General features: G+C 35.1%; 25 protein-coding genes. 13 read left to right on the top strand and 12 right to left on the bottom strand.

Annotated elements, in window-relative coordinates:
• Window positions 1–28 precede the first annotated feature (28 nt).
• Window positions 29–481, bottom strand: a complete 453-nt coding sequence (locus REB14_RS04465) for a hypothetical protein (protein WP_309521618.1) — start codon at window positions 479–481, stop codon at window positions 29–31.
• A gap of 135 nt (window positions 482–616) precedes the next feature.
• Here REB14_RS04465 and REB14_RS04460 point away from each other — a divergent pair, with 135 nt between their 5' ends.
• The 4 genes from REB14_RS04460 to REB14_RS04445 all read left to right on the top strand — a co-directional run bounded on the left by REB14_RS04460 (window position 617) and on the right by REB14_RS04445 (window position 6406).
• Window positions 617–3964, top strand: coding sequence for a methylmalonyl-CoA mutase family protein (locus tag REB14_RS04460; RefSeq protein WP_309521617.1), 3348 nt, complete (start codon window positions 617–619; stop codon window positions 3962–3964).
• A gap of 166 nt (window positions 3965–4130) precedes the next feature.
• The gene (locus tag REB14_RS04455) at window positions 4131–4331 is read left to right on the top strand and encodes a hypothetical protein (protein ID WP_309521616.1); all 201 of its coding nucleotides are present in this window, start codon (window positions 4131–4133) and stop codon (window positions 4329–4331) included.
• A gap of 37 nt (window positions 4332–4368) precedes the next feature.
• Window positions 4369–5079, top strand: coding sequence for a Dph6-related ATP pyrophosphatase (locus tag REB14_RS04450; protein WP_079243374.1), 711 nt, complete (start codon window positions 4369–4371; stop codon window positions 5077–5079).
• A gap of 214 nt (window positions 5080–5293) precedes the next feature.
• Complete coding sequence (locus REB14_RS04445; protein ID WP_309521615.1) at window positions 5294–6406, top strand: serine hydrolase domain-containing protein; 1113 nt, start codon at window positions 5294–5296, stop codon at window positions 6404–6406.
• A gap of 17 nt (window positions 6407–6423) precedes the next feature.
• Here REB14_RS04445 and REB14_RS04440 read toward each other — a convergent pair whose 3' ends face one another.
• Together REB14_RS04440 and REB14_RS04435 are read right to left on the bottom strand one after the other, a co-directional pair.
• The gene (locus tag REB14_RS04440) at window positions 6424–7143 is read right to left on the bottom strand and encodes a hypothetical protein (RefSeq protein ID WP_309521614.1); all 720 of its coding nucleotides are present in this window, start codon (window positions 7141–7143) and stop codon (window positions 6424–6426) included.
• On the bottom strand, window positions 7140–7463 hold the full coding sequence (locus REB14_RS04435; RefSeq protein ID WP_079243377.1) for a PadR family transcriptional regulator: 324 nt from the start codon (window positions 7461–7463) through the stop codon (window positions 7140–7142). The genes REB14_RS04440 and REB14_RS04435 overlap by 4 nt, the downstream gene beginning before the upstream one ends.
• A gap of 80 nt (window positions 7464–7543) precedes the next feature.
• Here REB14_RS04435 and REB14_RS04430 point away from each other — a divergent pair, with 80 nt between their 5' ends.
• Window positions 7544–8068 (top strand): 2'-5' RNA ligase family protein, encoded by a 525-nt coding sequence (locus REB14_RS04430; protein WP_079243378.1) that lies wholly within the window; start codon window positions 7544–7546, stop codon window positions 8066–8068.
• 30 nt (window positions 8069–8098) lie between these two features.
• On the opposite strand, the gene REB14_RS04425 is transcribed toward REB14_RS04430, so the two are convergent.
• Entirely contained in the window at window positions 8099–9457 is a 1359-nt protein-coding gene (locus REB14_RS04425) for a T9SS type A sorting domain-containing protein (protein ID WP_309521613.1), read from the bottom strand.
• A 2-nt stretch (window positions 9458–9459) separates the two neighbouring features.
• A complete protein-coding gene (locus REB14_RS04420) occupies window positions 9460–9945 on the bottom strand; it encodes a hypothetical protein (RefSeq protein ID WP_309521612.1) in 486 nt (161 codons plus the stop codon).
• A gap of 100 nt (window positions 9946–10045) precedes the next feature.
• Here REB14_RS04420 and ruvC point away from each other — a divergent pair, with 100 nt between their 5' ends.
• The 4 genes from ruvC (at window position 10046) to REB14_RS04400 (ending at window position 13289) form a co-directional block, all read left to right on the top strand.
• Entirely contained in the window at window positions 10046–10600 is a 555-nt protein-coding gene (ruvC, locus tag REB14_RS04415) for a crossover junction endodeoxyribonuclease RuvC (RefSeq protein WP_034692903.1), read from the top strand.
• 153 nt (window positions 10601–10753) lie between these two features.
• The gene (locus REB14_RS04410; protein WP_079243381.1) at window positions 10754–11824 is read left to right on the top strand and encodes a DUF4407 domain-containing protein; all 1071 of its coding nucleotides are present in this window, start codon (window positions 10754–10756) and stop codon (window positions 11822–11824) included.
• 173 nt (window positions 11825–11997) lie between these two features.
• Window positions 11998–12591, top strand: coding sequence for a phage tail protein (locus tag REB14_RS04405; RefSeq protein WP_079243382.1), 594 nt, complete (start codon window positions 11998–12000; stop codon window positions 12589–12591).
• 5 nt (window positions 12592–12596) lie between these two features.
• Window positions 12597–13289, top strand: coding sequence for a T9SS type A sorting domain-containing protein (locus REB14_RS04400; RefSeq protein ID WP_079243383.1), 693 nt, complete (start codon window positions 12597–12599; stop codon window positions 13287–13289).
• A 131-nt stretch (window positions 13290–13420) separates the two neighbouring features.
• On the opposite strand, the gene REB14_RS04395 is transcribed toward REB14_RS04400, so the two are convergent.
• From REB14_RS04395 to REB14_RS04370, 6 genes are all read right to left on the bottom strand, one after another.
• Window positions 13421–15289 carry a GEVED domain-containing protein gene (locus REB14_RS04395; RefSeq protein ID WP_309521611.1) on the bottom strand — a complete coding sequence of 623 codons (1869 nt, stop codon included), beginning with the start codon at window positions 15287–15289 and terminating at the stop codon, window positions 13421–13423.
• A gap of 348 nt (window positions 15290–15637) precedes the next feature.
• The gene (guaB, locus tag REB14_RS04390; protein WP_034692896.1) at window positions 15638–17098 is read right to left on the bottom strand and encodes an IMP dehydrogenase; all 1461 of its coding nucleotides are present in this window, start codon (window positions 17096–17098) and stop codon (window positions 15638–15640) included.
• A 239-nt stretch (window positions 17099–17337) separates the two neighbouring features.
• A complete protein-coding gene (locus REB14_RS04385) occupies window positions 17338–17841 on the bottom strand; it encodes a DUF4252 domain-containing protein (RefSeq protein WP_309521610.1) in 504 nt (167 codons plus the stop codon).
• A gap of 13 nt (window positions 17842–17854) precedes the next feature.
• Entirely contained in the window at window positions 17855–19147 is a 1293-nt protein-coding gene (locus tag REB14_RS04380) for a DUF4252 domain-containing protein (protein WP_309521609.1), read from the bottom strand.
• A gap of 16 nt (window positions 19148–19163) precedes the next feature.
• Window positions 19164–19853, bottom strand: coding sequence for a hypothetical protein (locus tag REB14_RS04375; RefSeq protein WP_309521608.1), 690 nt, complete (start codon window positions 19851–19853; stop codon window positions 19164–19166).
• Window positions 19828–20337, bottom strand: a complete 510-nt coding sequence (locus REB14_RS04370; RefSeq protein ID WP_002976192.1) for an RNA polymerase sigma factor — start codon at window positions 20335–20337, stop codon at window positions 19828–19830. The genes REB14_RS04375 and REB14_RS04370 overlap by 26 nt, the downstream gene beginning before the upstream one ends.
• Before the next feature lie 267 nt (window positions 20338–20604).
• On the opposite strand from REB14_RS04370, the gene REB14_RS04365 reads away from it, so the two are divergent.
• The 4 genes from REB14_RS04365 to REB14_RS04350 are packed head-to-tail and all read left to right on the top strand — an operon-like array spanning window position 20605 to window position 24479.
• Complete coding sequence (locus REB14_RS04365; protein ID WP_309521607.1) at window positions 20605–21879, top strand: hypothetical protein; 1275 nt, start codon at window positions 20605–20607, stop codon at window positions 21877–21879.
• A gap of 11 nt (window positions 21880–21890) precedes the next feature.
• The gene (locus tag REB14_RS04360) at window positions 21891–22457 is read left to right on the top strand and encodes a DUF6705 family protein (protein ID WP_309521606.1); all 567 of its coding nucleotides are present in this window, start codon (window positions 21891–21893) and stop codon (window positions 22455–22457) included.
• A 27-nt stretch (window positions 22458–22484) separates the two neighbouring features.
• Complete coding sequence (locus REB14_RS04355; protein ID WP_079243390.1) at window positions 22485–23636, top strand: hypothetical protein; 1152 nt, start codon at window positions 22485–22487, stop codon at window positions 23634–23636.
• Window positions 23637–23645: 9 nt separating this feature from the next.
• A complete protein-coding gene (locus REB14_RS04350; RefSeq protein WP_309521605.1) occupies window positions 23646–24479 on the top strand; it encodes a peptidase associated/transthyretin-like domain-containing protein in 834 nt (277 codons plus the stop codon).
• 43 nt (window positions 24480–24522) lie between these two features.
• Here REB14_RS04350 and REB14_RS04345 read toward each other — a convergent pair whose 3' ends face one another.
• Window positions 24523–25683, bottom strand: a complete 1161-nt coding sequence (locus REB14_RS04345; protein ID WP_309521797.1) for a GlmU family protein — start codon at window positions 25681–25683, stop codon at window positions 24523–24525.
• Between the last annotated feature and the right edge of the window lie 103 nt (window positions 25684–25786).

The raw sequence follows: 25786 nt of genomic DNA, 5'->3' as shown, positions 1-25786 counted from the left end.
CTTCCAATGTGAAAGCCTCTTTTTTTATTTATTTTCTTAATGATTTAGTTGCCCTAAAGCTCGCTATGACATAGTAGGCGACAAACACCATGGAAAACTTCAGAATGGATGGTATAGCCAGCTCAAGTTTAAAAACAAGAGTACCTACAACAACCAGAATAGCCATTATTACAAAAGACAGTCCCAGTTTCTTTACCAATGTAATATCCGGAGTATCTAAATAATAAGCAATCCCCCACGCTGCACCAAAAGCAATAGCATAGTAGAACTCTAAACCGATATTCTCTGAACTTAAAAAGAAATAATTAATCAGGAAGCTTACTGCAGTTCCCAATGCGAAATATATCAACGCTTTTTGCATGTCTGTAAAATATGGTGCAAAAATAGAGAAATTAATTTGAGAATCTGAAGAAGCCCCTTTGAAAATGAAATCGTCATAACTCATTTTAATTCTGTAGTTACCGAACCATTCAACTTTCAAACATTTAAACATAAAATTGGGGAGATATAATTAAATAACACGAAATAATAAACTGAAAATCAAAAACATAAAATCAAACACTATGTTCTTTTTTTATTATTATATTTGGAAACTTAGAAACTTTCTAGAATTTTTATGGAAACCCAAAAATATACTCCAACCAACAAGGTAAGAATTGTAACTGCTGCCTCATTATTTGATGGGCATGATGCTGCAATCAATATTATGCGTCGTGTCATCCAGGGCACAGGATGCGAAGTGATCCACTTAGGACACGATAAATCAGCAGAAGAAGTTGTAAATACAGCAATCCAGGAAGATGCCAATGCTATTGCATTAACTTCATATCAGGGTGGTCACAACGAATATTTCAAATATATCTATGACCTGTTGAGAGAAAAAAATTCACCTCAGATCAAGATCTTTGGCGGCGGTGGCGGTGTAATTCTTCCGGAAGAAATCAAAGATTTGATGTCTTACGGAATCGACAGAATTTATTCTCCAGATGACGGCCGTGAGCTTGGTCTTCAGGGAATGATTGATGATCTGGTACACAGATCAGATTTTGCAACTGGAAAAGATGTCACTGCAAAAGATCTTGACGATATCAGCTTTGAAAACCCGTCAAGTATTGCACAGATTATTTCAGCTGTTGAAAACTTCTCCGAAGAAAAGCCAGAGCTTGTAAAAGCGATCGACGAGAAATCTCAAGATTTAACCATTCCTATTATTGGTATTACCGGTACCGGAGGAGCAGGTAAGTCTTCTTTAACAGACGAATTGGTAAGACGTTTCTTACGTTCCAATACTGATAAAAAAATTGCCATTATTTCCATTGACCCTTCGAAAAAGAAAACCGGTGGTGCTTTATTAGGAGATAGAATCCGTATGAACGCGATCAATGACCCAAGAGTTTATATGCGTTCTATGGCAACCAGAGAAAACAACGTTTCTGTTTCGCCGTTTATTCATTCTGCACTGAATGTGCTGAAACTGGCTCATCCGGATGTCATTATCCTTGAAACGTCAGGGATCGGACAGTCTGGTTCAGAAGTTTCCGATTTCGCAGATGTTTCCATGTATGTAATGACTCCTGAATACGGAGCTTCTACACAGTTGGAAAAGATCGACATGTTAGACTATGCAGATCTGGTAGCATTGAACAAATCTGACAAGCGTGGTGCATTGGATGCTCTTCAGGCAGTAAGAAAACAGTTCCAGAGAAACCATTTACTATGGGAAAGCCCATTAGATGATATGCCGGTATACGCAACCAAAGCATCTCAGTTTAATGATCACGGAACTACAGAATTATATAATAGATTAGTTTCAAAAGTAAACGATAAATTCGCGGATTTAAATCTAAAAACTTTTGTAGAACAGGAAGTTACTGAAGAAGTAACGATTATTCCTCCGAAAAGAGTTCGTTATCTTTCTGAAATCGTTGAAAACAACAAACAATACGACATCAATATTGAAAAGCAGGCCGAACTGGCCAGAACAATGTATCATATTGAAGGCGTAAAAAATATCATTTCCAATGAAGTTTTAGAGGCTGAATATCAAAAAGCTGAAAAAGAGCTTCAACAGGACAATATCGACTTCTTAAAAACATGGGACGATACGAAAAAAGCATTCCATGCAGAATTCTATTCTTATTTTGTAAGAGGAAAAGAAATTAAAGTTGAAACTTCCACAGAATCTTTATCTCATTTGAGAATTCCAAAAATTGCATTACCAAAATACAATGACTGGGGTGACCTGATCAAATGGAAAGGTCAGGAAAATCTACCGGGAAGCTTTCCTTATACTGCTGGTATTTATCCGTTCAAGAGAACCGGTGAAGACCCTACAAGGATGTTTGCAGGAGAAGGAGGTCCTGAAAGAACCAACAGAAGATTCCATTATGTTTCTGCAGAAATGCCTGCAAAACGTTTATCTACAGCATTTGACTCTGTAACGTTATACGGTCAGGATCCTGCTTTACCACCAGATATTTATGGTAAAATTGGAAATGCAGGGGTTTCTATCGCAACACTGGATGATGCGAAGAAATTATACTCCGGATTTGATCTGGTGAATGCACTAACCTCGGTTTCAATGACAATCAACGGTCCTGCACCGATGCTACTGGCTTTCTTTATGAATGCTGCCATTGATCAGAATGTTGAAAAATATATCAAAGAAAACAGTTTAGAGTCTAAAGTAGAGGCAAAACTGAAAGAAAAATTTGATGATAAAGGATTAGAAAGACCGAAATACAACGGTGAACTTCCTCCATCCAATAACGGTTTAGGACTACAGCTTTTAGGATTAACAGGTGATGAAGTAATCCCTGCTGATGTATATGCAGAAATTAAAGCTAAAACAATTGCAACAGTTCGTGGTACTGTTCAGGCTGACATTTTAAAAGAAGACCAGGCTCAGAATACTTGTATTTTCTCTACAGAATTTGCATTGAGATTAATGGGTGACGTTCAGGAATATTTTATCAGAGAAAAAGTAAGAAACTTCTACTCTGTTTCTATTTCAGGATACCATATCGCCGAAGCAGGAGCCAATCCGGTTTCCCAATTGGCATTCACACTGGCTAATGGTTTCACTTATGTGGAATATTACCTGAGCCGCGGAATGGACATCAATGATTTTGCACCGAACTTATCTTTCTTCTTCTCCAATGGTATTGACCCTGAATATTCAGTAATCGGACGTGTGGCCAGAAGAATCTGGGCAAAAGCCATGAAATTAAAATACGGAGCAGACGAAAGAAGCCAGATGTTGAAGTACCACATTCAGACTTCAGGACGTTCTCTTCACGCTCAGGAAATTGATTTCAATGATATCAGAACTACTCTTCAGGCGCTTTACGCAATCTATGACAACTGTAATTCACTTCACACCAATGCGTATGACGAAGCAATTACAACGCCTACTGAGCAATCGGTAAGAAGAGCAATGGCGATTCAGTTGATCATCAACAAAGAATTAGGATTGGCTAAAAACGAGAATCCGCTTCAGGGATCATTCATCATTGAAGAACTAACGGATCTTGTAGAAGAAGCCGTTTATACTGAATTCGACAGAATCACGGAAAGAGGTGGTGTTCTTGGAGCGATGGAAACCATGTACCAGCGTTCAAAAATCCAGGAAGAATCTATGCATTACGAATGGCTGAAGCATACCGGTGAATATCCGATTATCGGAGTGAATACTTTCTTAGGAAAAGATGGTTCACCAACCGTTTTACCAGGAGAAGTTATCCGTTCTACCGAAGAGGAAAAACAGGCACAGATTGAATCTCTTCACAACTTCCAGCAAGCGAATGACAGTAGATCTGAAGAAGCATTAAAACAACTTCAACATGCAGCCATCAACCAGCAAAACTTATTTGAGGTGATGATGGACGCTGTGAAATACTGTTCTTTAGGACAGATTACCAATGCTTTATTTGAAGTGGGCGGTAAGTACAGAAGAAATATGTAAGCTTATACAGCAAACATTTTTTATACAAAACCTCAAAGAAAATCTTTGAGGTTTTTTTTATTTTAATGTGAAAAAACGCTAAATTTTGACAAGCAGGTTGATAATGTTTGTTAAAAATTAAAAATAAACTAGCCTGACCCTATATATTTGTCATCAAAAAATTCGAATGAAAACATGTATTAAAATTATTTTGGTGTTTGGTTTTGTTGTGACATTAGTTTCCTGCAAAACATATCCTGCAGGAACTTCTCACAAAAGTGATATGGTTAAAAATACTGAAGAGTTACAAAAAAGAGAACAGGCGGAAAGGCAAAAAGTTGATATTACAAGTCCCCAAAACAACTACGGAAAACCAACTTCAAAATAAGAAAATCTCCCTACTTTTGGGAGATTTTTATTTTACAATGAAACCAAAAGCATTATTCAACTGGAGCAGCGGAAAAGATTCTGCCCTTGCTCTTTATAAAATACTACAGGAAGACCTGTACGAGGTCAGCACACTGCTTACCAGTATCAATCAGGAATTTCAAAGGATTTCTATGCATGGCGTTCATGTATCGCTTTTAGAAAAACAAGCGGAAAGCCTTGGAATTCCATTAACAAAAATGGAACTTCCTAAAGAACCATCCATGGAAGAATATCAACAGATCATGAGTAAGACAATGACTGAAATTAAGGCGCAGGGCATTACTCATTCAATTTTTGGCGATATCTTTCTTGAAGATCTGAGAAAATATAGGGAAGACCAATTAAATACTATCGGTATAAAAGCAGTATTTCCTCTTTGGAAACAAAATACCTCTATCCTCATCCAGGAATTTTTAGATCTTGGTTTTAAAACCATCGTAACCTGTGTCAACGGATCCTACCTTGACCAAAGTTTTGCAGGACGAATTATTGATCAGAAATTCATTGACGATCTTCCTGAAAATGTAGATCCATGCGGAGAAAACGGAGAGTTTCATACTTTTACTTTTGATGGGCCTATTTTCAAAAATCCCGTTCAGTTTGAAATTGGGGAAACGGTAAAAAAAACATATCCTAAACCAAAAAATTCTCCTGAAGACGAAGATAGAGAATACATTTTCTGGTTCAGTGACCTGGTATTAAAATAAGCCTGAGAATATTCTTTCACAGGCTTTTTCAATGTTCTATTTATTCCAGGAGCCCATCTCATTCATAAGACTGTAATATTCCACAAAGATTGATTAAATCCACATTAAATTGCTCCGGAACCTCATTCTAGCACGTAATTTGCTTCCCTTACTGCTCTTTAGGATATTTTAGTATCTTTAAGAGTATCAATCATCATTAAAAAATACAACACCTGTGATCAAAAATTTAGTATTCCTTTCCCTTTTCTGTGCTTTGCTTTCATGCAGTACTACTGAAGCACCAAAAATGACGTATGTTGATAAAAAAGCAATTGTTGATTCTACTATTGCTGCTTTCGAGAAGACCCTTTTAGAACAACAGATTGATTCTACCTTCAAGAAATACCATTTCAATGGAAGTATTGCTGTTTTTAAAGATTCTATTCCTCTTTACAGGAGAGAAAACGGTTATTCAGATTTTAAAAGAAAAACTAAAATTGACAGCAATACCATTTTTGCAATTGGATCTGTAAGCAAGCAGTTCACAGCTGTTTTGATCCTGCTTCAGATGGAACAGGGAAAACTGAATATCACAGATAAAGTGTCAAAATACCTGAAAGAATTTCAGATCAAAGAATATGAAAATATCACGATCCATCAACTGTTAAACCATACTTCAGGGTTGAATCTGATGGGTGGAAAACTGATGTTTAAGAGCGGTTCAGATTTTTTCTATTCCAATGACGGATTTAATACTCTTGGAAAGATTGTGGAAAAAGTTTCCGGGAAATCATATGATGAGAATGTATCGGAACTGTTCAAAAAAGCAGGAATGACCCATTCTTCAACAGGAAATATTTTCAAAGGAAATAATTTTGCCAGTGCTTATGTTGGGACACCTGCCAAGTTCTCAGAAGTTCCCAATATGCCGAAAAGATTAGGCGGATCAGAAATTGGTACACCAGCTGGTGGAATATTATCTACGATTCAGGATCTTCATTCATGGAATAATGCTCTGTATGGCGGAAAAATTTTAAAACCGGAAACCCTTAAACTATTCATGGCAAAAAGTTCAGAAAGACACCATCCTATTTTTGGAAAAATGGGTTACGCTTATGGAATTATGCTTAATATCGGTCAACCCAATTCTTATTTCCACAGCGGTTATATAAAAGGTTCTCCTTCCTTAAACATCTATTATCCGGATACCAAAACGTCTGTGATTATCCTGTCTAATATTGCAGATGAAGAAAGAGGAAAAGGAGTAATCTTCAGACCTCATATTGAAGTGAAAAAGATCACAGACCATCTTGAGAATACGCTTACACAGCTTAGGATAAAACAGTAGTTTTAATGGTAGTCTTTCTATGTAAGTTTTAGAAATTCCAGCATTTTCACCAGGTTCTTTTTATGTTCAATGAAATTAAATACAGCAAAAGTAAGTGCAGTTTGCAATACAAAAGGAAGAATTAAAGTTATCAATACCCCAACAACATCTGTATAATTTTGCTGTCTGAAAAATTGGTAAGCATAATCACCACTCTTCAATGCTACCTGCGTCATAGAAGTAGCGCATACAACCATTAATCCAAGATTCTGCTGATACATGGTATAAAGACATTTTCCTTTGTATTTAAAGTCTGCTTTTATATATTTCCAGATTTTATAATTAAAAATCCAGATCAATATTGTTGTCACTACAAATGAACCATTAAGAAGTCTGAAAAATAATTTATATTCCTCCTGATTTCCTGCCATAAAAATCAATAATAGATTAATTACAAATGCAAGAACGGCTACCATTAAAGATTTTTTGAAAAGACCACTGTATTTCTCCTGAATAATTCTTTTGGCAATCAAAGGAATTTTAGTGGGATAAAACAGCAGGTAATTAACCATTGTAAACTCTCCATTCCAGGATTCTTTTACTTTTGAGAAAGCTTCCTCAAATTTGATATTCTCATGGCTCTGAATATCCAAAATTTGGCTGATCATATGATCTCTGATTTCTACCAGAATATCCAGGGAAAGCTCTTGAGCTATCAGATAATCTGTAATTTTATTTTCCTGTGCTTCGGTCATCATATATTGAATATTGTCTGTAAGTTGACTAAATAACTTTTCATCTCAGTTTCTTGCTCTGCCTGTTGTTTTTTTCCTTTTTCAGTCAACAGATAATATTTCCTGTCTCTCCCATTAATATTCTGAATTTCGGAAGTGATCATTCCATCGCTTTCTAATTTGTGTAGCAATGGATAGAGTGCACCTTCCGTCATTTCAAGTTCACCCAGAGTAAGTTCTTTGGCTCTTTGGGTAATCTGATATCCATACATCTTTACTTCTTTCGAAAGGAGCTTCAAAATAATATTCCGCAAAGTACCTTTATAGAGACTATTCTTTTTCATAGAATGATTATATACCTTGCAAACTTATGCATAATTTTCTTATGCATAAAAATTTAAAGTAAAATATTTTAATTTGCTGTATGAAAAAAATGTATTTCATTGCCATTTATCCACCTCAGGAAATTATTGAAGAAATAAAAGTGTTTAAACAAGATCTGGCAACAAATTATGCCAATTCCAAGGCCTTGAAAAATGAAGCTCATATTACACTTTTTCCTCCCTTTTCAAGAGAAATTGAACTGGAGGAGGATATTCATATTGCTTTTCAGAAGATCAATACAGAAATCACACCTTTTAAAGTAGAACTGGACGGCTTTGGAAGCTTTCCTAATCCTAAAAATCCTGTACTCTATATTAAGCCCAAAGAAAATGCTCAATTAACAGAGCTTTATCATAGGGTAAAGGAACATTTTAATTTTGCCCAATATTCCTTTCACCCACATATGACTGTGGGATTCAGAGATCTGACCTGGGAAAATTATCTTAAAGCCTGGGAAAAATATGAACCCAAGGAATATAAAACTAAATTTATAGTTGATAAAATTCTCCTACTCCGTCATGATGGACAATGGGTACCTATAGCAGAGAAAAAGCTGGAAAAATAAAACCGGCTGCTGGAGCCGGTTTCGTTTCATTTATTCTTTGATGATCTTCTGAGAAATAATCAGGTTTTTATTTTCTTTTACATTCAACAGATAAGTACCTGCCGGATAGTTTTTAATATCAACCTTTATAGCAGAATCATTCAGTTCAAATCTGGATGGAATAAGCTTTCCTGAGGCATCATAAACTTCAACGTTTATATTTTTTGAAAAGGACTGTTTCCCTTTAATGAAAAATTCTCCATCTGTTGGGTTCGGATAAATACTAAACCGTCTTTCTTCAGCTTTTACCTCTGAAATTCTAAGCGTAGTTTTGCTCAAAGTCCAGGAAACATTGGTAACATGGAGTGTACTGTGATTATCTACTTTCAAAAGCGGATTGTTATCTACAACCGAAAGCGTCAAGGTATTATTTCCGTTATTGAGTTGTCCAGGGGTAATGGTAATGCTACTTCCTGTTTCTCCAAGAGTTGTTCCGTTTAAACTCCAGGAATTAACCAGCGTATTCGGGATGGGAAGGATTTCATTGGCCGTGAAAGTAACATTGGATGTAGCATCCACAGTTGTATTATTAGCCGGAGTATAGGAATCCACAGGAGAAACCAAACTATGGATTCTTTCAATAATTGCCTCTTTACATACTGAGCAGAACTGTTGATTAAGATATCTCATTTCACAACTCTGATGCGGTCTGAACCAAGTTGGGCTTTCCGCATGAGCATACACTCCTACTCCATTCAATCCTACCCAGTTTTTCCACTTTATCGTTGCCGGATTAGAGGTCTGGGTTTTATTGGGAGATTCCAGCGAACCTGAAAACCAATATTCATCCGCTAATTTACCAAAAGAATGCCCCAGCTCATGCACCACAATTTCATTGGAAGAACCATTAAGTGAAGCAAAAGCATAAGTTCCTCCACAACCACCATATTCTGTAGAATTACCCAGCACGTAAGTAATGTCATAATCTGGGATATTGGCTGCCAGAACCTGCCCTACTTTATTGGTTGTATTACTGTATATACATCGGTGAACTCCTACATCAAAAGTAGATCCAAGATAATTATTGGGGTTGGTAACAGGAATTACAGGCTCTGTCACATCTGTTGCAGTTCCAGGATGTTTTACTCCTGATTCCGTGGAAATCACTTTTACCGCATAGGCATTAAAGTAATTTTTATATTCTGTATAAGGACTTTTTGTAAAGAGATAATTGACTGTATTCTGAGCCGCTGTTGTAAAAGCAGTCTGCTGTGCGGAAGTAAATCCGTCTCCTAAAACTGCAATCACAACACGTTTACTGTTGTCTCCATTCTGTAAAAGAGGAATGGTCTCGAATGTCTGGGCAAAACAACTGCTTCCGATTAAAAGGGATAATAAAGTTTTTTTCATAATTATAGTTTTTGTGTGAATAATACTTGCACACCATCATCAGTGGCTTTTTCAATCTTTACTGACTGAACATTTTCAGAATAAGAAAACCTGGCACTGAATTCAGTATTTTGAAGGGAAGCTTTATGTCTGGAAATTCCTTCTTTTTCATATACCTCCAATTCAGGATTAAAAGGATCTTTCACAAGCTGTTTACCTACTTCTTTTCCATCAGACCCTGTTAATGTAATCACAAGATCACCCTTACGAACATCATCTCTTTCAAAAGAAGGTACATGTTTTAGTCTGCCGTCTGCAATTTTAGTACTCTGGAGCATAATTTTGGCATTCCCTGCCTGATCTTTATCTGCCTTGAAAAACAAATAAATAATCCGGTCGCTCTTTGTTATAAAGATTTCCGAATTCTTACCTTGAATTAAACTACTTTCCTTCTGAAAGCTGCATAACAGGAAAGCAGGAACAATAAATACATTAAATACATTTTTCATAATCATTTTTGTCTAAAGGTACTAAAGTTTTAAATAAAAACGAAAATCATTAACAATACTTTTTTACACTTAAAACATAGAAAGTCATATCTTTGAAGCAATGATTTCAGAGAAAATAATTTTAGGAATTGACCCGGGAACAACGGTAATGGGATTTGGTATTATCTCCGTAAAAAAAGGAAAAATGGAGATGGTCTCTATTCATGAACTGATCTTAAAAAAATATCCCAATCACGAAACCAAGCTTAAGTACATTTTTGAAAGAACCCTGTCTCTTATTGACGAGTTTCACCCTGATGAAGTCGCTCTTGAAGCTCCTTTCTATGGAAAAAATGTACAGAGTATGCTTAAACTTGGACGTGCTCAGGGTGTTGCCATGGCTGCCAGTCTTTACAGAAACATCCCTATTACGGAATATTCTCCAAAAAAAATTAAAATGGCTATCACCGGAAATGGTAACGCCAGTAAGGAACAGGTAGCAGGTATGCTTCAAAACCTTCTTAAATTAAAGGAATTCCCTACAAAATATTTAGATGCTTCCGATGGTCTTGCTGTAGCAGTATGCCATCATTTTAATTCCGGAACTATAGCTGATACTAAATCATATTCCGGATGGGAGAGTTTTTTAAAGCAGAATCCGGATAGATTGAAATAATTTTTGCATTCCCTTTATAAGTTTTTCAAAAAAAAAATTTAACCTTCTTAAAAACAACATTTTAAGCAAATACGCACAATTACTTGGTAAAACATAATACTATCTTTTACATTGGTATGATTTTTAGTATTACCTTTGTATAAATTTTCAGTTATGAAAACAAACCAACAAACTATAAATCAAGGAACTCATAAAATAAACTGGTTCCAAAAGTTTCTGATGGTATGTTCAGGCGGGAACATCCATATTTTAAGAAAGACTCCGAGCGAATGGAATAAGTTTTCCGGCATTGGAGGTATTGTCCTTTTCACTGCAGTATTCGCCACTTTGTCTGCAGGCTATGCTATGTATACAGTATTCGATAATATTTGGGCCTCTGTAGGATTCGGAGTTCTCTGGGGATTAATGATTTTCAATCTTGACCGTTATATTGTTTCTTCCATCAAAAAAACAGGAACATGGTGGAATCAGATTCTGATGTCTATCCCACGTCTCATCCTTGCAACCTTTCTGGGAATTATCATTTCCAAACCTTTAGAACTTAAAATTTTTGAAAAAGAGGTCAACAAACAGCTGAATACCATTATTCAAAGAAATAAAAAACAGCTACAGGGTGAAATGAATGGCAGGATTCTTCAACAAAGTGGTCCTTTTGAAACAGAAAAGCAGCAAATTTCAGGAAAAATTGCTCAGTACCAGCAATCCTATGACTCTGCTTCTGTAGAGCTTGAAAAAGAAATCCTGGGTAAACAATCGGGATTAACCAGTGGAAAAGAAGGTTATGGCCCAAATGCCAAACGTAAGCAACAATTGAAGGAGCAACGCAGACTGGATCTTGAAAATTATCAGAAGCAGGCAGCTCCCAGACTGGAATATCTGGATAAAGAGATATCCAAGGTATACACTAATCTGGAAACAGAAAGAAAATCTACAGAAACTTTCGAAGATAAGTTCAATGGTTTTGCAGCAAGACTTCAGGCATTGGATGAACTTGGTAAAAATTCGGCGATCATTGGACTTGCAGCCGCTTTTATCATGGGATTGTTTATTTGTCTTGAGATTTCTCCGGTTCTGGTAAAATTAATCTCTCACGTAGGACCGTATGATTATCTTTTAGAAAAAACAGAAAATGATTTCAGGTTGTATTCTAAAGAGAAAATTGAAAAAGGAAATGCTCTCACTGATTTCAGAATTGATGATTTTAAGGATAATCTGAAAAATTAAAATAATAATTAAATGCATCACCCAATCTTAAACATTAGAGAAAAAATCTATAATAAATAATTTTCCAATAAATAAAATCTAACCTTTCGCGATATATCGAAAGGTTTTTCTTTTAATCAAGCATTTTATGTAAAATATTTTTTAATTTTATATTACTTAAAATCCTTGTTATCATGAAAAACTTAATTTTTGCATGTACACTGCTGATAGGCAGTGCATTTGCTCCTGCTCTAAAAGCACAGGCATCAGAACCATTTTTAGGGCAAATAGCCTTTGTACCTTATAATTTTGCTCCAAAATACTGGGCAGAATGTAATGGGCAGATTCTGCCTATCGCTCAAAATCAAGCACTTTTTTCATTATTAGGAACCACTTATGGAGGAAATGGGACAACCACATTTGCTTTACCAGACATGAGAGGAAGAGTACTTGTTCATAACGGACAGGCTCCGGGAGGCCCTACTACGTATACCATGGGAGAAACCGGAGGAACCGAAAGTGTAACACTATTGATAACACAAATGCCGGCTCACAATCATACTGTAAATGCTGTAACTACTGAGGGGAATCAGAATTCTCCTACCAACAGCCTTCCGGCAGACACCAAAATTCTTGATAAAGAGTATTCTGATGCACCAGCAAATACTACTATGAAGAACACAATGGTAAACAACGCCGGCGGAAGTCAGCCACACGAAAACAGACCTCCGTTTATTACCCTGAAATGCATCATTGCATTAGCAGGAGTCTTTCCATCACAAAACTAATAATTATGAAAATTCTTTACTTATTATGTCTTGCTATGGGAAGCTCAGCTTTCACGCAGACAATAACTTTCAGTGGATGCCCTAATCTGTTTGATAGTCCGCCTAATACTTTTGTTTTTAACAAAACAGGAGTAGATGCCTTTAGTAAAAACATCTATATGACCACTCCTATTGATGGCGGACAGGATTGTAGTGGACTAGGTACCTGTGAATTTAAAATTCAATGGAACAATGCTCTTACAAGATGGGAATTTCTTGGAGATGAAGGAAACGGAACCTTTACCACTCCTTCTCTGATTTATTATAATTCAACAGGAAATAATGCTCTCCCCATCCCTCCAGGTAATATTGTTGGAACCTGGGTAGAGAATACAGCAATTACAAATGGGCAGTGCGGTGGTAATCTTACTGCAGCAAATTCTACCATGACGGGTGATGTACAAACCACAACGTTAGGAACTTCAGAGCTTACGAAAAATAAAATTCAGATTTTTCCTAATCCTGTGACTGATCTCATCAGTATTAAAGGTATCGGCGACGGAACGTCAATCCAGATTTATACTACGGACGGACGTCTTGTAAAGTCAGAAATGTTTGATTCTAAGATTGATGTTTCACAACTTCTTCCCGGAGGATATGTACTGAAAATAAATACCAGAAATTTTCAGACGCATCAATTTAAATTTGTGAAAAAATAAATACTAAAAAAGAATAAATGATTAAAGCTTTCGAAATTTTCGGAGGCTTTTTTTGAATCCAATTTTGATATAAAATAAAAAATGTCCCCATAGAAATGAGGACATTTATATTTATTTAAATGATAATCAATTTATTTGATAATCAACTTTGAAGACTTACTGTCTTTTCCATTAGAAACCTGAATCATATAAACTCCTTTTTCTAATTGCTGGTCTACTTTGAAAACACCATTTCCTTCTTCAGATACAGATGGACTTGATACCAATCTTCCTGACATATCAGAAATAGAAACTTTCAGATTTTTACCATTTTTAGCTTTAATGAAGATTTTATCTCCGGTTGCTACCGGATTAGGATAAACAGTTAAGTCACTATTATCAGCTTTCACTTCACTTGTTCCTAAGTTGGTAACAAATTTTACAGTATAATCTTCAACCTGTCCGTACTTTAATTGTCCACAAGGAGTCATGTTAGAATTCTCATCATCTACAAGCACTCTCATTCTTAGTGGAGTATTCAATACTACTGAAGCCGGAGCTGTAATGGTAGTACTGTAAGTACCTACTAAAGTAACAGGATCTGCAATAATATTATCAGCCGAGCCTACAAGTTCAGAAGCTTCAAACGTTCCGTTATTATTATAATCGATCCATACTCTTATATCATTATTTGAATCTGATACATTCACCTGAAGATTATGAGTTCCCGTTGCAGAAAGTTCAGTTGATGTTGCTCTTAAGCAGCTTGCTCCTGTATAATCTTCATAGAAATTAGCCGCACTCTGCCAATATCCTGTTGATGCATTATTGATATTTCCTAGTTTTACTAAAGTAGGACCAACGAAATAGTTACTTGGTGTCGTAATACCTGTTGGATTACATGTAGCAGCAATAGGAGTTCCAATAGCTGCTCCAGCAGAAGGAGCTGTTGCTCCCAATGAAGTACTTAGTCCTCCTTTCATCAAGAAGAAATAAAGAGCTGCTCTATCATGTTGTCCATTAGTAAATTTAAATGCTGATGGATTTGTATAGTTCATCATATTATACTGTACTCCCTGATAGTTCACCCCTGAACAATAATTCATATCATTATTGGTAGGTGCCGGAAAATCATTCAACAAGCTTCTGGATCTTTCTGTATCACAAACCTGATCATCATCATTCTCACAGTTACCCGTAGTTGGTGGACAGAAATTAGTAGTTGTATCTCCTTGTGGTGCATCCGGATTTACATTTCCAAAAGTATGAAGTAATCCCATACTATGTCCAAATTCGTGTGCCAGAGTAATATCATCCTGTAGTGTAACTACAAAAGATTTCATAAAGGATTCATAAGAAGAATCAGGATTTTGAGGTAATCCTGCCCATCCCATGATACCATAAGTACCACCGCCATCTACTTTATTCATAATATAAATATTGAAGTAAGATGCTTCCGGCCAGTGAGGAGCAATAGTTTTTACCTGTGCTGTTGTAACTCCATTGGCTCCGTTACGCTTTACTCCATAAGTATCATATCCTGTAAGAGTTCCTCCGTTATATCGAACAATCCCTGTAGTGGCATTACAGCTAGGGTCTCTTTTAGCCAACACCAATTTAATCGGCATCGTAGCAGCATTACCAAAATCTGGAGGTACTCCCTGAGCCCACTGATAAGTCCCTGCATACATTTGATTACAATGATCCAACCAAGCCTGAATTTGTGCATCACTCTTATTATAAGCTGAACCAATAGCAGCACCAGTAGGTGCTATTACGTGTACTACTACAGGAATTTCGTAAACTCCATTTACAATTTTGTATGCACTTCCATTTTTAGCAGTAGTATTTTGATTACCGCTAATAATTTTGTTACGGATATTGCGAATCATTTCATCAATTTCCGCATTCTGTTTTTGGTGTACTCTCTGTTCATTATCAAAGTCACACCAATCTTTTTTTTGCTGTGCAGATACTGAAAGGGATAGTAACAAAGCCCCACAAAGGATAGTTTTCTTCATTTCACTAATTTAAAAAATTAAACAATTTGAAAATTTACTGCCTTAACATCCTTAATCATGATATTTACAACTAAAAACAAGCAATAAATTTAAAATTTTATTACAGTTAGTAGGAAAAACTTAACTATTGTTACATTTAAATCAAAAAATAAAATTAATACCAAACCCAATAGAACTAATTTTATTTACATTATAATTAAAAAAACAAGAAAAACAAAAACAAATCAATAATTAAAAAAATAGGCAATTTAAAATTAACACACTGTCAACCAAATCATTAAAATAAAATCACAAATAAAAAACCCGCACAAATTGTGCGGGTTTTCATATTTAAATTCAATTATAATTTTATAAAGAATAATTCGGAGCTTCCTGTGTAATAATTACATCATGCGGGTGAGATTCTTTCAATCCGCTTCCAGTAATCATAACCAATTTTGAGTCTCTTTGAAGGGTTTCAATATCTTTTGCACCACAATATCCCATTCCGGCTCTTAAACCTCCTGTCAATTGGAAAATAACATCTTCCAGCTTTCCTTTATGTGGAACTCTTCCTTCAATTCCTTCCGGGACGAATTTTTTAGCTTCACTTTGGAAATATCTTTCTTTACCACCTCTCTTCATTGCTGAAAGACTTCCCATTCCCTGGTAAGATTTGAATTTTCTTCCCTGGAAGATAATTTCTTCTCCCGGAGCCTCATCTGTACCTGCTAAAAGTGAACCTAACATTACAGCACCTGCACCACTAGCGATAGCTTTTACAATATCTCCGGAAAGTTTGATACCTCCGTCGCCAATTACTGCTACATTTTGAGATTTAGCATATTCATAAACGTTATAGATAGCAGATAGCTGAGGAACTCCTACTCCGGCAACTACTCTGGTTGTACAGATAGATCCTGGACCTACTCCTACCTTCAATACGTTTGCTCCTGCTGCAATAAGATCTTTTGCCGCATCTGCTGTTACAATATTCCCACCCACAATATCAAGGTTAGGATATGCTTTTCTGATTTCTGAAATTTTATCTAAAACTCCTTTAGAATGACCATGTGCAGAATCGATCGCTACAATATCAACTCCGGCCTGTACTAAAGCCTCAATTCTCGTTAATGTATCTTCTCCTACTCCTACTCCTGCTCCTACAATAAGACGACCATTTTCATCTTTATTAGCATTAGGGTACTCCAACTGATTATCGATATCCTTGATGGTAATTAAACCTACAAGTTTGTTATCTTTATCTACGATAGGAAGTTTTTCAACTCTGTTCTTAAGAAGGATTTCTTTTGCCTTTTCAAGATTGGTATCTTTGTCTGAAGTGATCAGATTTTCTTTGGTCATGATCTCTTCTACTTTCATATCAAGATTTTCCTGATATTTTACATCTCTGTTGGTAATAATTCCGATCAGGACATTATCGGGATCTACTACCGGAAGACCGGAAATCTTATATCTTGACATAAGATCTTTAGCTTCACCTAAAGTATGATCTTTAGATAAAGTAACCGGATCAGAGATCATTCCGTTTTCGGAACGTTTTACACGGTTTACCTGAGCTGCCTGCTCAGCGATTGTCATGTTTTTGTGGATAAATCCTAACCCTCCAACTCTTGCTAAAGCAATTGCCAGATCAGCTTCAGTAACAGTGTCCATCGCAGCGGAAACTATCGGAACATTCAGCGTGATTTTGTCGGTAAGTCTTGATTTTAATGAAACCTGGTTAGGTAAAACTTCTGAATAAGAAGGGACTAGAAGAACGTCATCGAAAGTGATGGCTGTCTCTACAATTTTGTTATGAATAGACATCTTTACTTTCTTTGCAAAATTAGGTTATTTTAGTGAGATATGAAAATCCTTTTTGATAGTTTAAATAAAAATTAATAATCAATAACTTAAATCAAAAAACCGTCCTTTTATCAGAACGGTTATGGTACAAAATAATTGAATAAGTTTGAAACTACTTTATTTATATGTTAAATATGAACATTGAAGGTCATTTATGAGGTTTCCATTTTCATCCAGTTTGAATATTTGAGGTGATATGGTTATTTATCAGAAACAGAATTAATCATTTTTGAAATATCATTAGCCGTAAAGCTACCTTTTACATCTACAAATACCATTTCATTCTTACTGGAACCTACGGTGATCAGCATATTTTTAATGATCTCTCCGTCCTGTTTTACTCTAATGTTGACATCCTCTCCATCATGCTTTATGGTAGCCCACTCTTCATAATGATTGTTATTCAAAAACTGGGCATAGTCGTTTAACATTTCCTTATTCCCATTGGTTACAGTAAGGACTTTTATTTTAGAGGCTTTCTTAACCAGATCTATCGTCTCTTCACTTTCTCCTTCTTCTCTAAGGGCTTTCTTAATATAAGATTTAGCTAAAACCATAGGCACATTAATACTTGCAAACTGTGCGCCCTTGAAATCATATTTTGAATTCTGAAAAAAATCTATATTCGGCTTTTCTGAAACAATACACGACTGCATCAGCCCGATTGTCAGAATCATGAGAAAAATGTTTTTAAGAGTCTTCATAGGTTAGTTTTTTTTATTTGATTTGTCTGAGGCTTCCTCCCGAAATCTTGTCCACTTTGGCATCCAGCTCAGGATTTCCTTTCAATTTGACATCAGCTCCTGAAGAAACACTTACTTTTAATTTGTCTGTAACAAGTAAGGAAAGACTTGCTCCCGAAGTAGATTCTGCTACTGCCGTGGTAATCTTAAGGTCATCGGCCTTGCACGAAGCACCACTGCTGGTTTCTATTACTGCAGAAACAGCTTCTCCGGATAGCCTTACACTTGCTCCGCTTGAAGTATCCAGAGCCAATTTCTGCGTGACAAGTTCAGCATTCAAAACAGCACCAGAGCTCACTACAACAGCGGCAGCCTGTCTAACATTGAAAGCTCCTTTAATAATAGAACCTGATTCCGCATCAATTTCCATGCTGTTCTCATTAACAGGATCCACAGCTGTAAAAATACTTCCCGATGAAGTTTTTATACCGTGAAGATTAGGAGCAGAAACGTTCACATTAAGATTTTTAAATCTCAGATTTCGAACGCCTTTATTATCTACATATATTTTTAGCACTCCGTTTTCCACTTTGGTGATGACATATTTAAGTTTATCAGCATCGGCAATTACTTTTACACTTCTGGTATTTTCCTGCTTGAAGGTAACATTTACTCCCACGCTGGCATCTATTTTTGAAAACTCACCTACATTTCTGCTATCTCCATTCAGGTAAGAAGATGTATTCTCCTTCTCCGAAGTAAGGCTGCTTTTCATGGTACTTGTCACAGAAGAAGTAATTGTTTCACCGGAATTAATGATTTTGTTTACATCTGACAGTTTCATTTTTCCATTAAGAATAAATATAATATTCTCTTCTTTGGAATCCACATTGAACACAAGATTTTCCAGATAATTATCTTTTTCCTCTTCGGCCAGAAATTTCATGGAAGTACCGTCACTGCTCATGGACATCAGTTCATTAAAATTCAGGGATCGTAAAGCTTTGTTTACCCGATCTGTCTTCTCTTCGTTCATTTTTATATTCGCAAGATTTTCATCTTTTAAACGATCGGGGAAAGTGATTTTGGGGATAATCAGAATTTTCAACCCTTCTACTTCGTTCAAAATTGGCTTTATCTTTCCTACGTAAGCATCATTAACATCAATGGTATTCAGTAGTTTGAACATTGGCTTCTTGATATTGATGGATGTTACTCCTCCATTTTTTTCAAAATCCTGAAAAAGCTTGTTCAGTTTGTCAGTCTGTGCAGAAGATGTTGCAAAGCTGCTTAGCATTATGGCTATTATAAAAAATATTTTTTTCATGAGATTGATCTGATTTTTAGTATTCGCTGTCAAGATTTTCATTTTTTTGGGAAGATGCTACTGTTTTTTTAAACTCGTTTCCTAATTTCATAAAGGAGTATCGTGTAACATCCAGGGCTTCTTTTTCACTACTAATTCTTTTTCCGTTTACAATGACATAAGAGTCATTATAAGCTGTTGCAGAATCATTTAAATTTTTATTCGGGAAGGAAGAATTATCAACATATCTAGGTTTTCTTTCTTTTTTAAGCCTTCCTCTTTTGGGCAGAATTTCGTCCATAACATCTTTTTCTGCCACCTGGTTATCCTGAAAAACAGAATCTTTTTTCACTCCGGAAATAGAATCTGTATGATTCACGGCAACCTGTTCCTGATGATCACTGTTTTCTTCAATGAACCCGGATTTCTGTTTTAAGATCTCGTCTTTTACCAGTTTTTCTCTATCCAGGGCATCTGCTGTCCTGGAATTATTATAATTAATAAATAAGCCGATACCGAAAACCAGCATTACACTGGCGGCCATCCAGAACCATTTGGGGAAAGAAGGTTTCTTTTTTTCGCCCAGTGGGATGATAGGTGCCATATTCTGTTCAGGCTCCGCACCTTCTGCAGTCTGAAGAAAGTCTTCAAAACTCCAGTCCATTTTTTCTTCCTTAATATCCAGGAAGACTTCGTTGTATTTATCTTGTAATTGATCTTTTTTCATAGCTCATCAGTTGTGAGATTTGTTCTTTTACTTTTTGTCTCGCACGCATCAGGTTTACCCTTACTGCATTTTCCTCCATTTCCAGCATTTCAGAAATTTCGGAAACATCATACTCTTCTACATCTTTCAAGTGGATGACCATCTTCTGTTTTTCAGGGAGCTGATTGATAAATCCTACAATATGTTCCTTAAGGTTATCAACTTCCATACTGTAAAGCTCCGAGCGATGAAGCTGCATATCCGCAAAGCCGATCTTTACATCATGATGCTTCAGGCGGTTCAGGCATTCGTTCCGGACAGACTTCAGCGCATAGGATTTAAAATTCCCGAATTGCTCAAGCTCATCCCTCTTCTGCCAAAACTTCATCATGAGATCCTGTACTACATCTTCTGCTTCATCACTGCTCATGACAAACCGCTTCGCAAAACGATACATCTCGTCTTTGAGAATAAACACCGTATTCTTGAAAGTTTCTTGGGTCATGAGTTTTGTTTCTTATAGGTAAGACAGTTGCTATTACTTATCTATTACATCAAAAATAAAAAAACTTTGAAAAATTTTGATATTTTTTATTTTTTGACCCAATACTCCCTGAGCCAAACTACTTCAAAATCACAATATTTCTTTCCCAAAAGATACTATACATTACGGAAACCCGTAATTCTACACTCTATTATTTTAATTTATTATTCACACATTTGTAGAGTTATAAAAGTTTTATATATTTAACACCATAAAAACTAAATGCTAATGATGAAAAAAACTATTTTCCGGCTATGCTTTCTGCTTACCATTCTATCTACCTTATGGTGCTGCCGGAATGAAGAATTCTCTACAGAAGATTCTTCTCAGCAACGTTCTTATAATTCTTCAGCAAGATTTGCATCAAAGAGTTTCTGGAAGGAAGACGAAGTGTACATCAATAAGGTACAACAGGTATTTATGAAAGTAGCCAATATGGAGCACGTAAAAAACAGATATGGGGATCTGTACTGGGATTATGCCATGACTTTCGGCCAGTTTGGAGAAAGCTATCTTTTGGTTCCTATAGTAAAAGATAACAGAGTAGTTTTGCTGATGGAAGCTGTAAGAGAAGGAAATAAAGTCTATTTTTTTGAAAAAGAAGACAAAGGTAAAATTGATTTCTTCCATGCTGTTATTTTTTCCAAGATCACCGATTACGGAGAGAAAACAGATTCTCAAAACTCAACCTCGTCCAGGAACACTCCAGTTTTTCAGTGTAGCACCAGATGGATTACCATAGGATGCACGGACAAAGAACCTAATTGCATTCCTTATACAACATCAGAAACGATTTGCAAATGGATACCCGGCACAACACCCAAAACATTTGATCCTATTGGGATGGATGACGGAGGTGGGAGTGGTTATGAGTACCCGGATCCGCCAGAGGAAAAAAATCCTTGTGAAAAGACGAAAAGTATTTTAACAAATCCTCAAGTTCAGGCAAAAATTAATGAACTTAAAGCACAGTCTAAAAAAGGTGATGAAATAGGAGTTATGATAAAAGCTGATGGAACTACATCAGGAATAATCCCTGGAGGGGACCACTATGTAAATTTTGGTGACAAGACAGGTTATGTAGGAGGTTATCACAACCATACCCCTACAGGAATACCAATGTTATCACCAAATGATATTGACCAACTTTTAGGCTTTGCAAGAGCACAGCCTACTTCTAATGCTGAAAATGTAAATAATGCTTATTTGGGAATGGTAGCTACGAATGGTATGCATTATGTTATTATGTTTAGTGGCACTTATGAGAATGCTGTAAAAACTTTTTCACAGGATGATTTAAATCATTATAAAGACTTAATGAGTATGAGAAATACTATGTATAAACCTAATAATTATGAAGGATATGAAAAATTATTCTTCAAAATATTAACAGATATGGGACTTGAAGGACAGATAAATCTTCAAAGAATAGAAAGTGATGGAGTAATAAAAAACGTAACTAAAAATAACGATGGAACAATCACTGGAAACCCTTGTTCTTAAAAAGAAAAATTATGAATAGAATAATATTAATATTTGCTTTTTTTTATGTGTTATCTTGCAAAGCACAAGAATACCCTTTAAAAACTGATTATTCGGAAGTACCTAATTATTCATATTTGAGAGATACTAATAACGAATTAGATTCATTCATTGGAAATTATACAGCTAATTTTCAAGATAAACAAGTTACATTATACATAAGCAAACAGACTCATGTACTGTTTGAAGTTAGTAAATATAAATATTATAAAGATTTGCTATCTGTAAAGTTTATTATAAAGAATACTTCGGGAGTAATACTTCAAGATACGAAGAATATAACATTCTCTCCAAACCAATTTAAACATACTATATATAGTCGTTGGATAGAACCAAGTAATATGTTAATACTATATTATGGTGGTACTAATTGTGGAGTTGGATGGGGTGATATTTATTTAAAAAAAATAAATCCTACTCAAATATCATGGGAATATCGACCTAATGATATTATTCTTGATGATAGCAAGTGTCCTCCGGGAACAGATATAAAAATTTACCTTCCTGAAACAAAGGGTTTAATTTTTACAAAACAGTAATATTCCAGTTTAATAATATCACAAATAATGAGAGCTTTATTACTTTTTCTTATTTTTTCATCTATATTTTCATCTTCTCAGGTCATTAAAGATTCAATTTTGGGGAAACCTAAATTTGTAAAAGAAAATGTCATTTTTCTGGATAATTCCGGTCCCTATACATTTATGAAGGGAGACGATGAATACGGTCACGCAACAAAAATGACTCCTGAAAATTTAAGAAAAAGCATGGAAGGCTCCTGGTTTGAAACCTATTTTTGCAGATATACTAATAACGAAACTTATTATAATAGAAACCGGAAAATTGTAAAAGAAATATGGTATTACAGATCAGGAGATACTGTTGATCTTTATAATTATCAATATGATCATTTAAACAGATTAACAATAAAAAAATCCCAAAATAGATATTCAGATATTGCTTCTCATTATTTTTACGAAAAAGATAATAAAACCCCAAAATTTGCAGAATCCTATTACAAAAGAAAAAATGTTATAGAAAAATTTACATTTAATTATGAAAGTTACGAACCCTTATTTGTTACAGAGTTTGATAGCATAACAAAAACAGACAGTATTTTTGCCATTACAAATGATATTTGGAAAAAAGTAGGGGAACGTTCCTACACCGAAGGCAAAGATTCCATTTATCATAAAAAATTAAGCCGTGTAAAAATCTATAATAACGACTTTAAAATAATTGAGGAGAAATTTTTTGATTATAAAAGTGATTATCAAAATAAAAAAATATCCTTAAACGGACATTATAAATATGAATATGATGAGTTTAGAAACTTAGTAAAGCAAACAGGATTCAAAAATGGAAAAATATCTTCATCCGTTGTATTTGAGAATGGAAAAAAAGTGAGGGAAGAAGATATTAATGATAATGGAACAACACAATCTACTGTATATATTTATACTAAGGATCAAAAACTGGAGAGACAGACCATGTATTATAATGATAAAATTATATTTGAAAGAGGCTTTAAATATAAAGGTAATTATATCACCAATATGACTTACCTTAATAAAATCGGGATGGAAGATAAAAACATAGTTCCTAAATTAATAACTTTCAAATATAAGTTTGACAAACAAAAAAACTGGATAGAAACGATTAAGAATGTGGACGGAAAAGATCTTTATAAATGGGTGAGAGAAATTGAATATTATTGATGAGAAATTATGAAAAACCAAATTAAAATCCCAAACCCCTGCCCTGAAAACTGGGAAAATATGCAAGACTTTCCTTCCGGAAAATTCTGTGAGAAATGTTCTAAATGTGTCGTAGATTTTACGGAGAAAACAGATACCCAAATTAATGAAATTCTTCACATGGCTAATGGGCAGGAAATCTGCGGAAGAATTTCAAAACGATCATTAGCTTTAGCTGCTGCAGGAATTATTTTAATTACCAATCTTACTTTTGTTCAGGCGCAAACTAAAAACAATTCTGAGATTACCACTGAACAAAAAGCAAAAACAATCACACAAGTTTCGGGAAAACTGATCTTTAAAAGAACAAACAAGGAAATATCTAATGCTGAAGTATTCTTCATTTGTAAATCAAAATATATAAAAACAATAACTGATGAAAACGGAAATTTTACTTTAGAAATACCAAACGAATTAATTGAAAGAAAAAATATTTTGTACTTTGATTTTGATAAATTAAATGATGAAACCTATAAAAATCCCGACAGAAAAGTACCAAATACAATAAATGCCGATATTTACGAAAATACCTCAATTATTTTCTCTAAAAAAGAACAAATAAATGAGAAAGAATTTCAGATTGAGTCTCAGCATCGATATTTAGAAATAGGAGCTGTAGTAGTAACATCTGAAAACCCACCTGATTACTATTATTTTAATGGGAAGAGTATGAGTGAAAAGAAATTTGATAAGTTGAAAAAAGAAAATCCCAATTATCAATACTTCTTTTTCAAAGATAGAGAAGCAGAAATTATTTCCGGGAAAGGGTATCTGGATAGTTTACAATTATTATATTCAAACTAAAAAACAAACCCCTCAAAAAAATTCTGAGGGGTTTATTTTTAATTTAATACGTATCAAAAATATGTTTCAAGATTGCTTTATCCTCTTCTGTTAAAGCCACTTTCCTTCTCGCCATGGCTCTTTCTGCGACTTCATATACTTTATCAAGTTTGAATCTTTCATCGTCTTTCAATCCGCCCCACGAAAAATTTTCCACAAGGTTAGGGGGAAAGCCTGGTTTGAAGATATTGGAAGCAACGCCAATTACCGTTCCTGTATTCAGTTGGGTATTGATAGCCGTTTTGGAATGATCCCCTACAATCAAGCCCGCAAACTGCAAGCCTGTATCTTCAAATACTTTGGTTCTGTAGTTCCAGAGTTTTACATGACTGTAATTATTTTTAAGATTGGAAGAATTGGTATCAGCACCGAAGTTACACCACTCTCCTATCACAGAGTTTCCAATAAAACCCTCGTGCCCTTTACTTGTATATCCGAAAATGATAATATTATTCACTTCTCCCCCTACTTTACAGTGAGGACCGATAGTAGTAGCTCCGTAAATTTTAGCGCCAAGGTTGAATTTGGAATCTTCTCCTAATGTAATAGGGCCACGCAGATGGCATCCTTCCATGATCTCTGCATTTTTTCCGATATAAATTTTTCCTGTTTTAGTATTCAGAGTAGAAAATTCAATTTCAGCACCTTCTTCAATAAACAGGTCTTTTTTATCTCCTAAGAATCCGTTCGTAGAAGATAGCTCCTGTGAAGTTCTTCCTTTAGTCAGTAATTCAAAATCAAAATCAATCGCCTGATGGTTATAAGAAAACAGATCTTTCGGTCTTTTGAAAAAAACAAGTTCTTCCTTGATATCCGTCATTTTTTCAATCTGGTTCAGTGAAAACCCTTTCATATTGATTTTAGCAGCGATCAGTTCGTCTTCATAAACCAACGCTTCTCCCTGCTTAAGGTCTTTAATCTGTTGAATTACAGTTTCCGTAGGAAGGAAATTAGGAACTAAAAAAAGACTTTCTTTTTCCTCCGGGCTTTTAAATTTATCCTGAAGATACATTTCTGTGAAGTAAGTTACCTCAGTATTTTCAAGGATTTTCTGCCATCTTTCTGAGAAGGTAAGAATTCCGCATCGCATTGCTGCAACCGGGCGTGTAAAAGTAAGCGGAAGAAAGTCTTCCCAATATTGTGCGTCTGAAAATACTAACTGCATCATTCAGTTTTTAAGTTTAAGGTTTATGTTCAAGATCAACAAATTTACAATAAAAAAAGTCTCCCAAAAATTGGAAGACTTTAATATTTTAAATGTATAAAAA

This window comes from Chryseobacterium metallicongregator (genome assembly GCF_031324065.1).
Taxonomy (GTDB): Bacteria; Bacteroidota; Bacteroidia; order Flavobacteriales; family Weeksellaceae; genus Chryseobacterium; species Chryseobacterium metallicongregator.
This window is presented reverse-complemented; position numbering and strand designations above follow the sequence as displayed.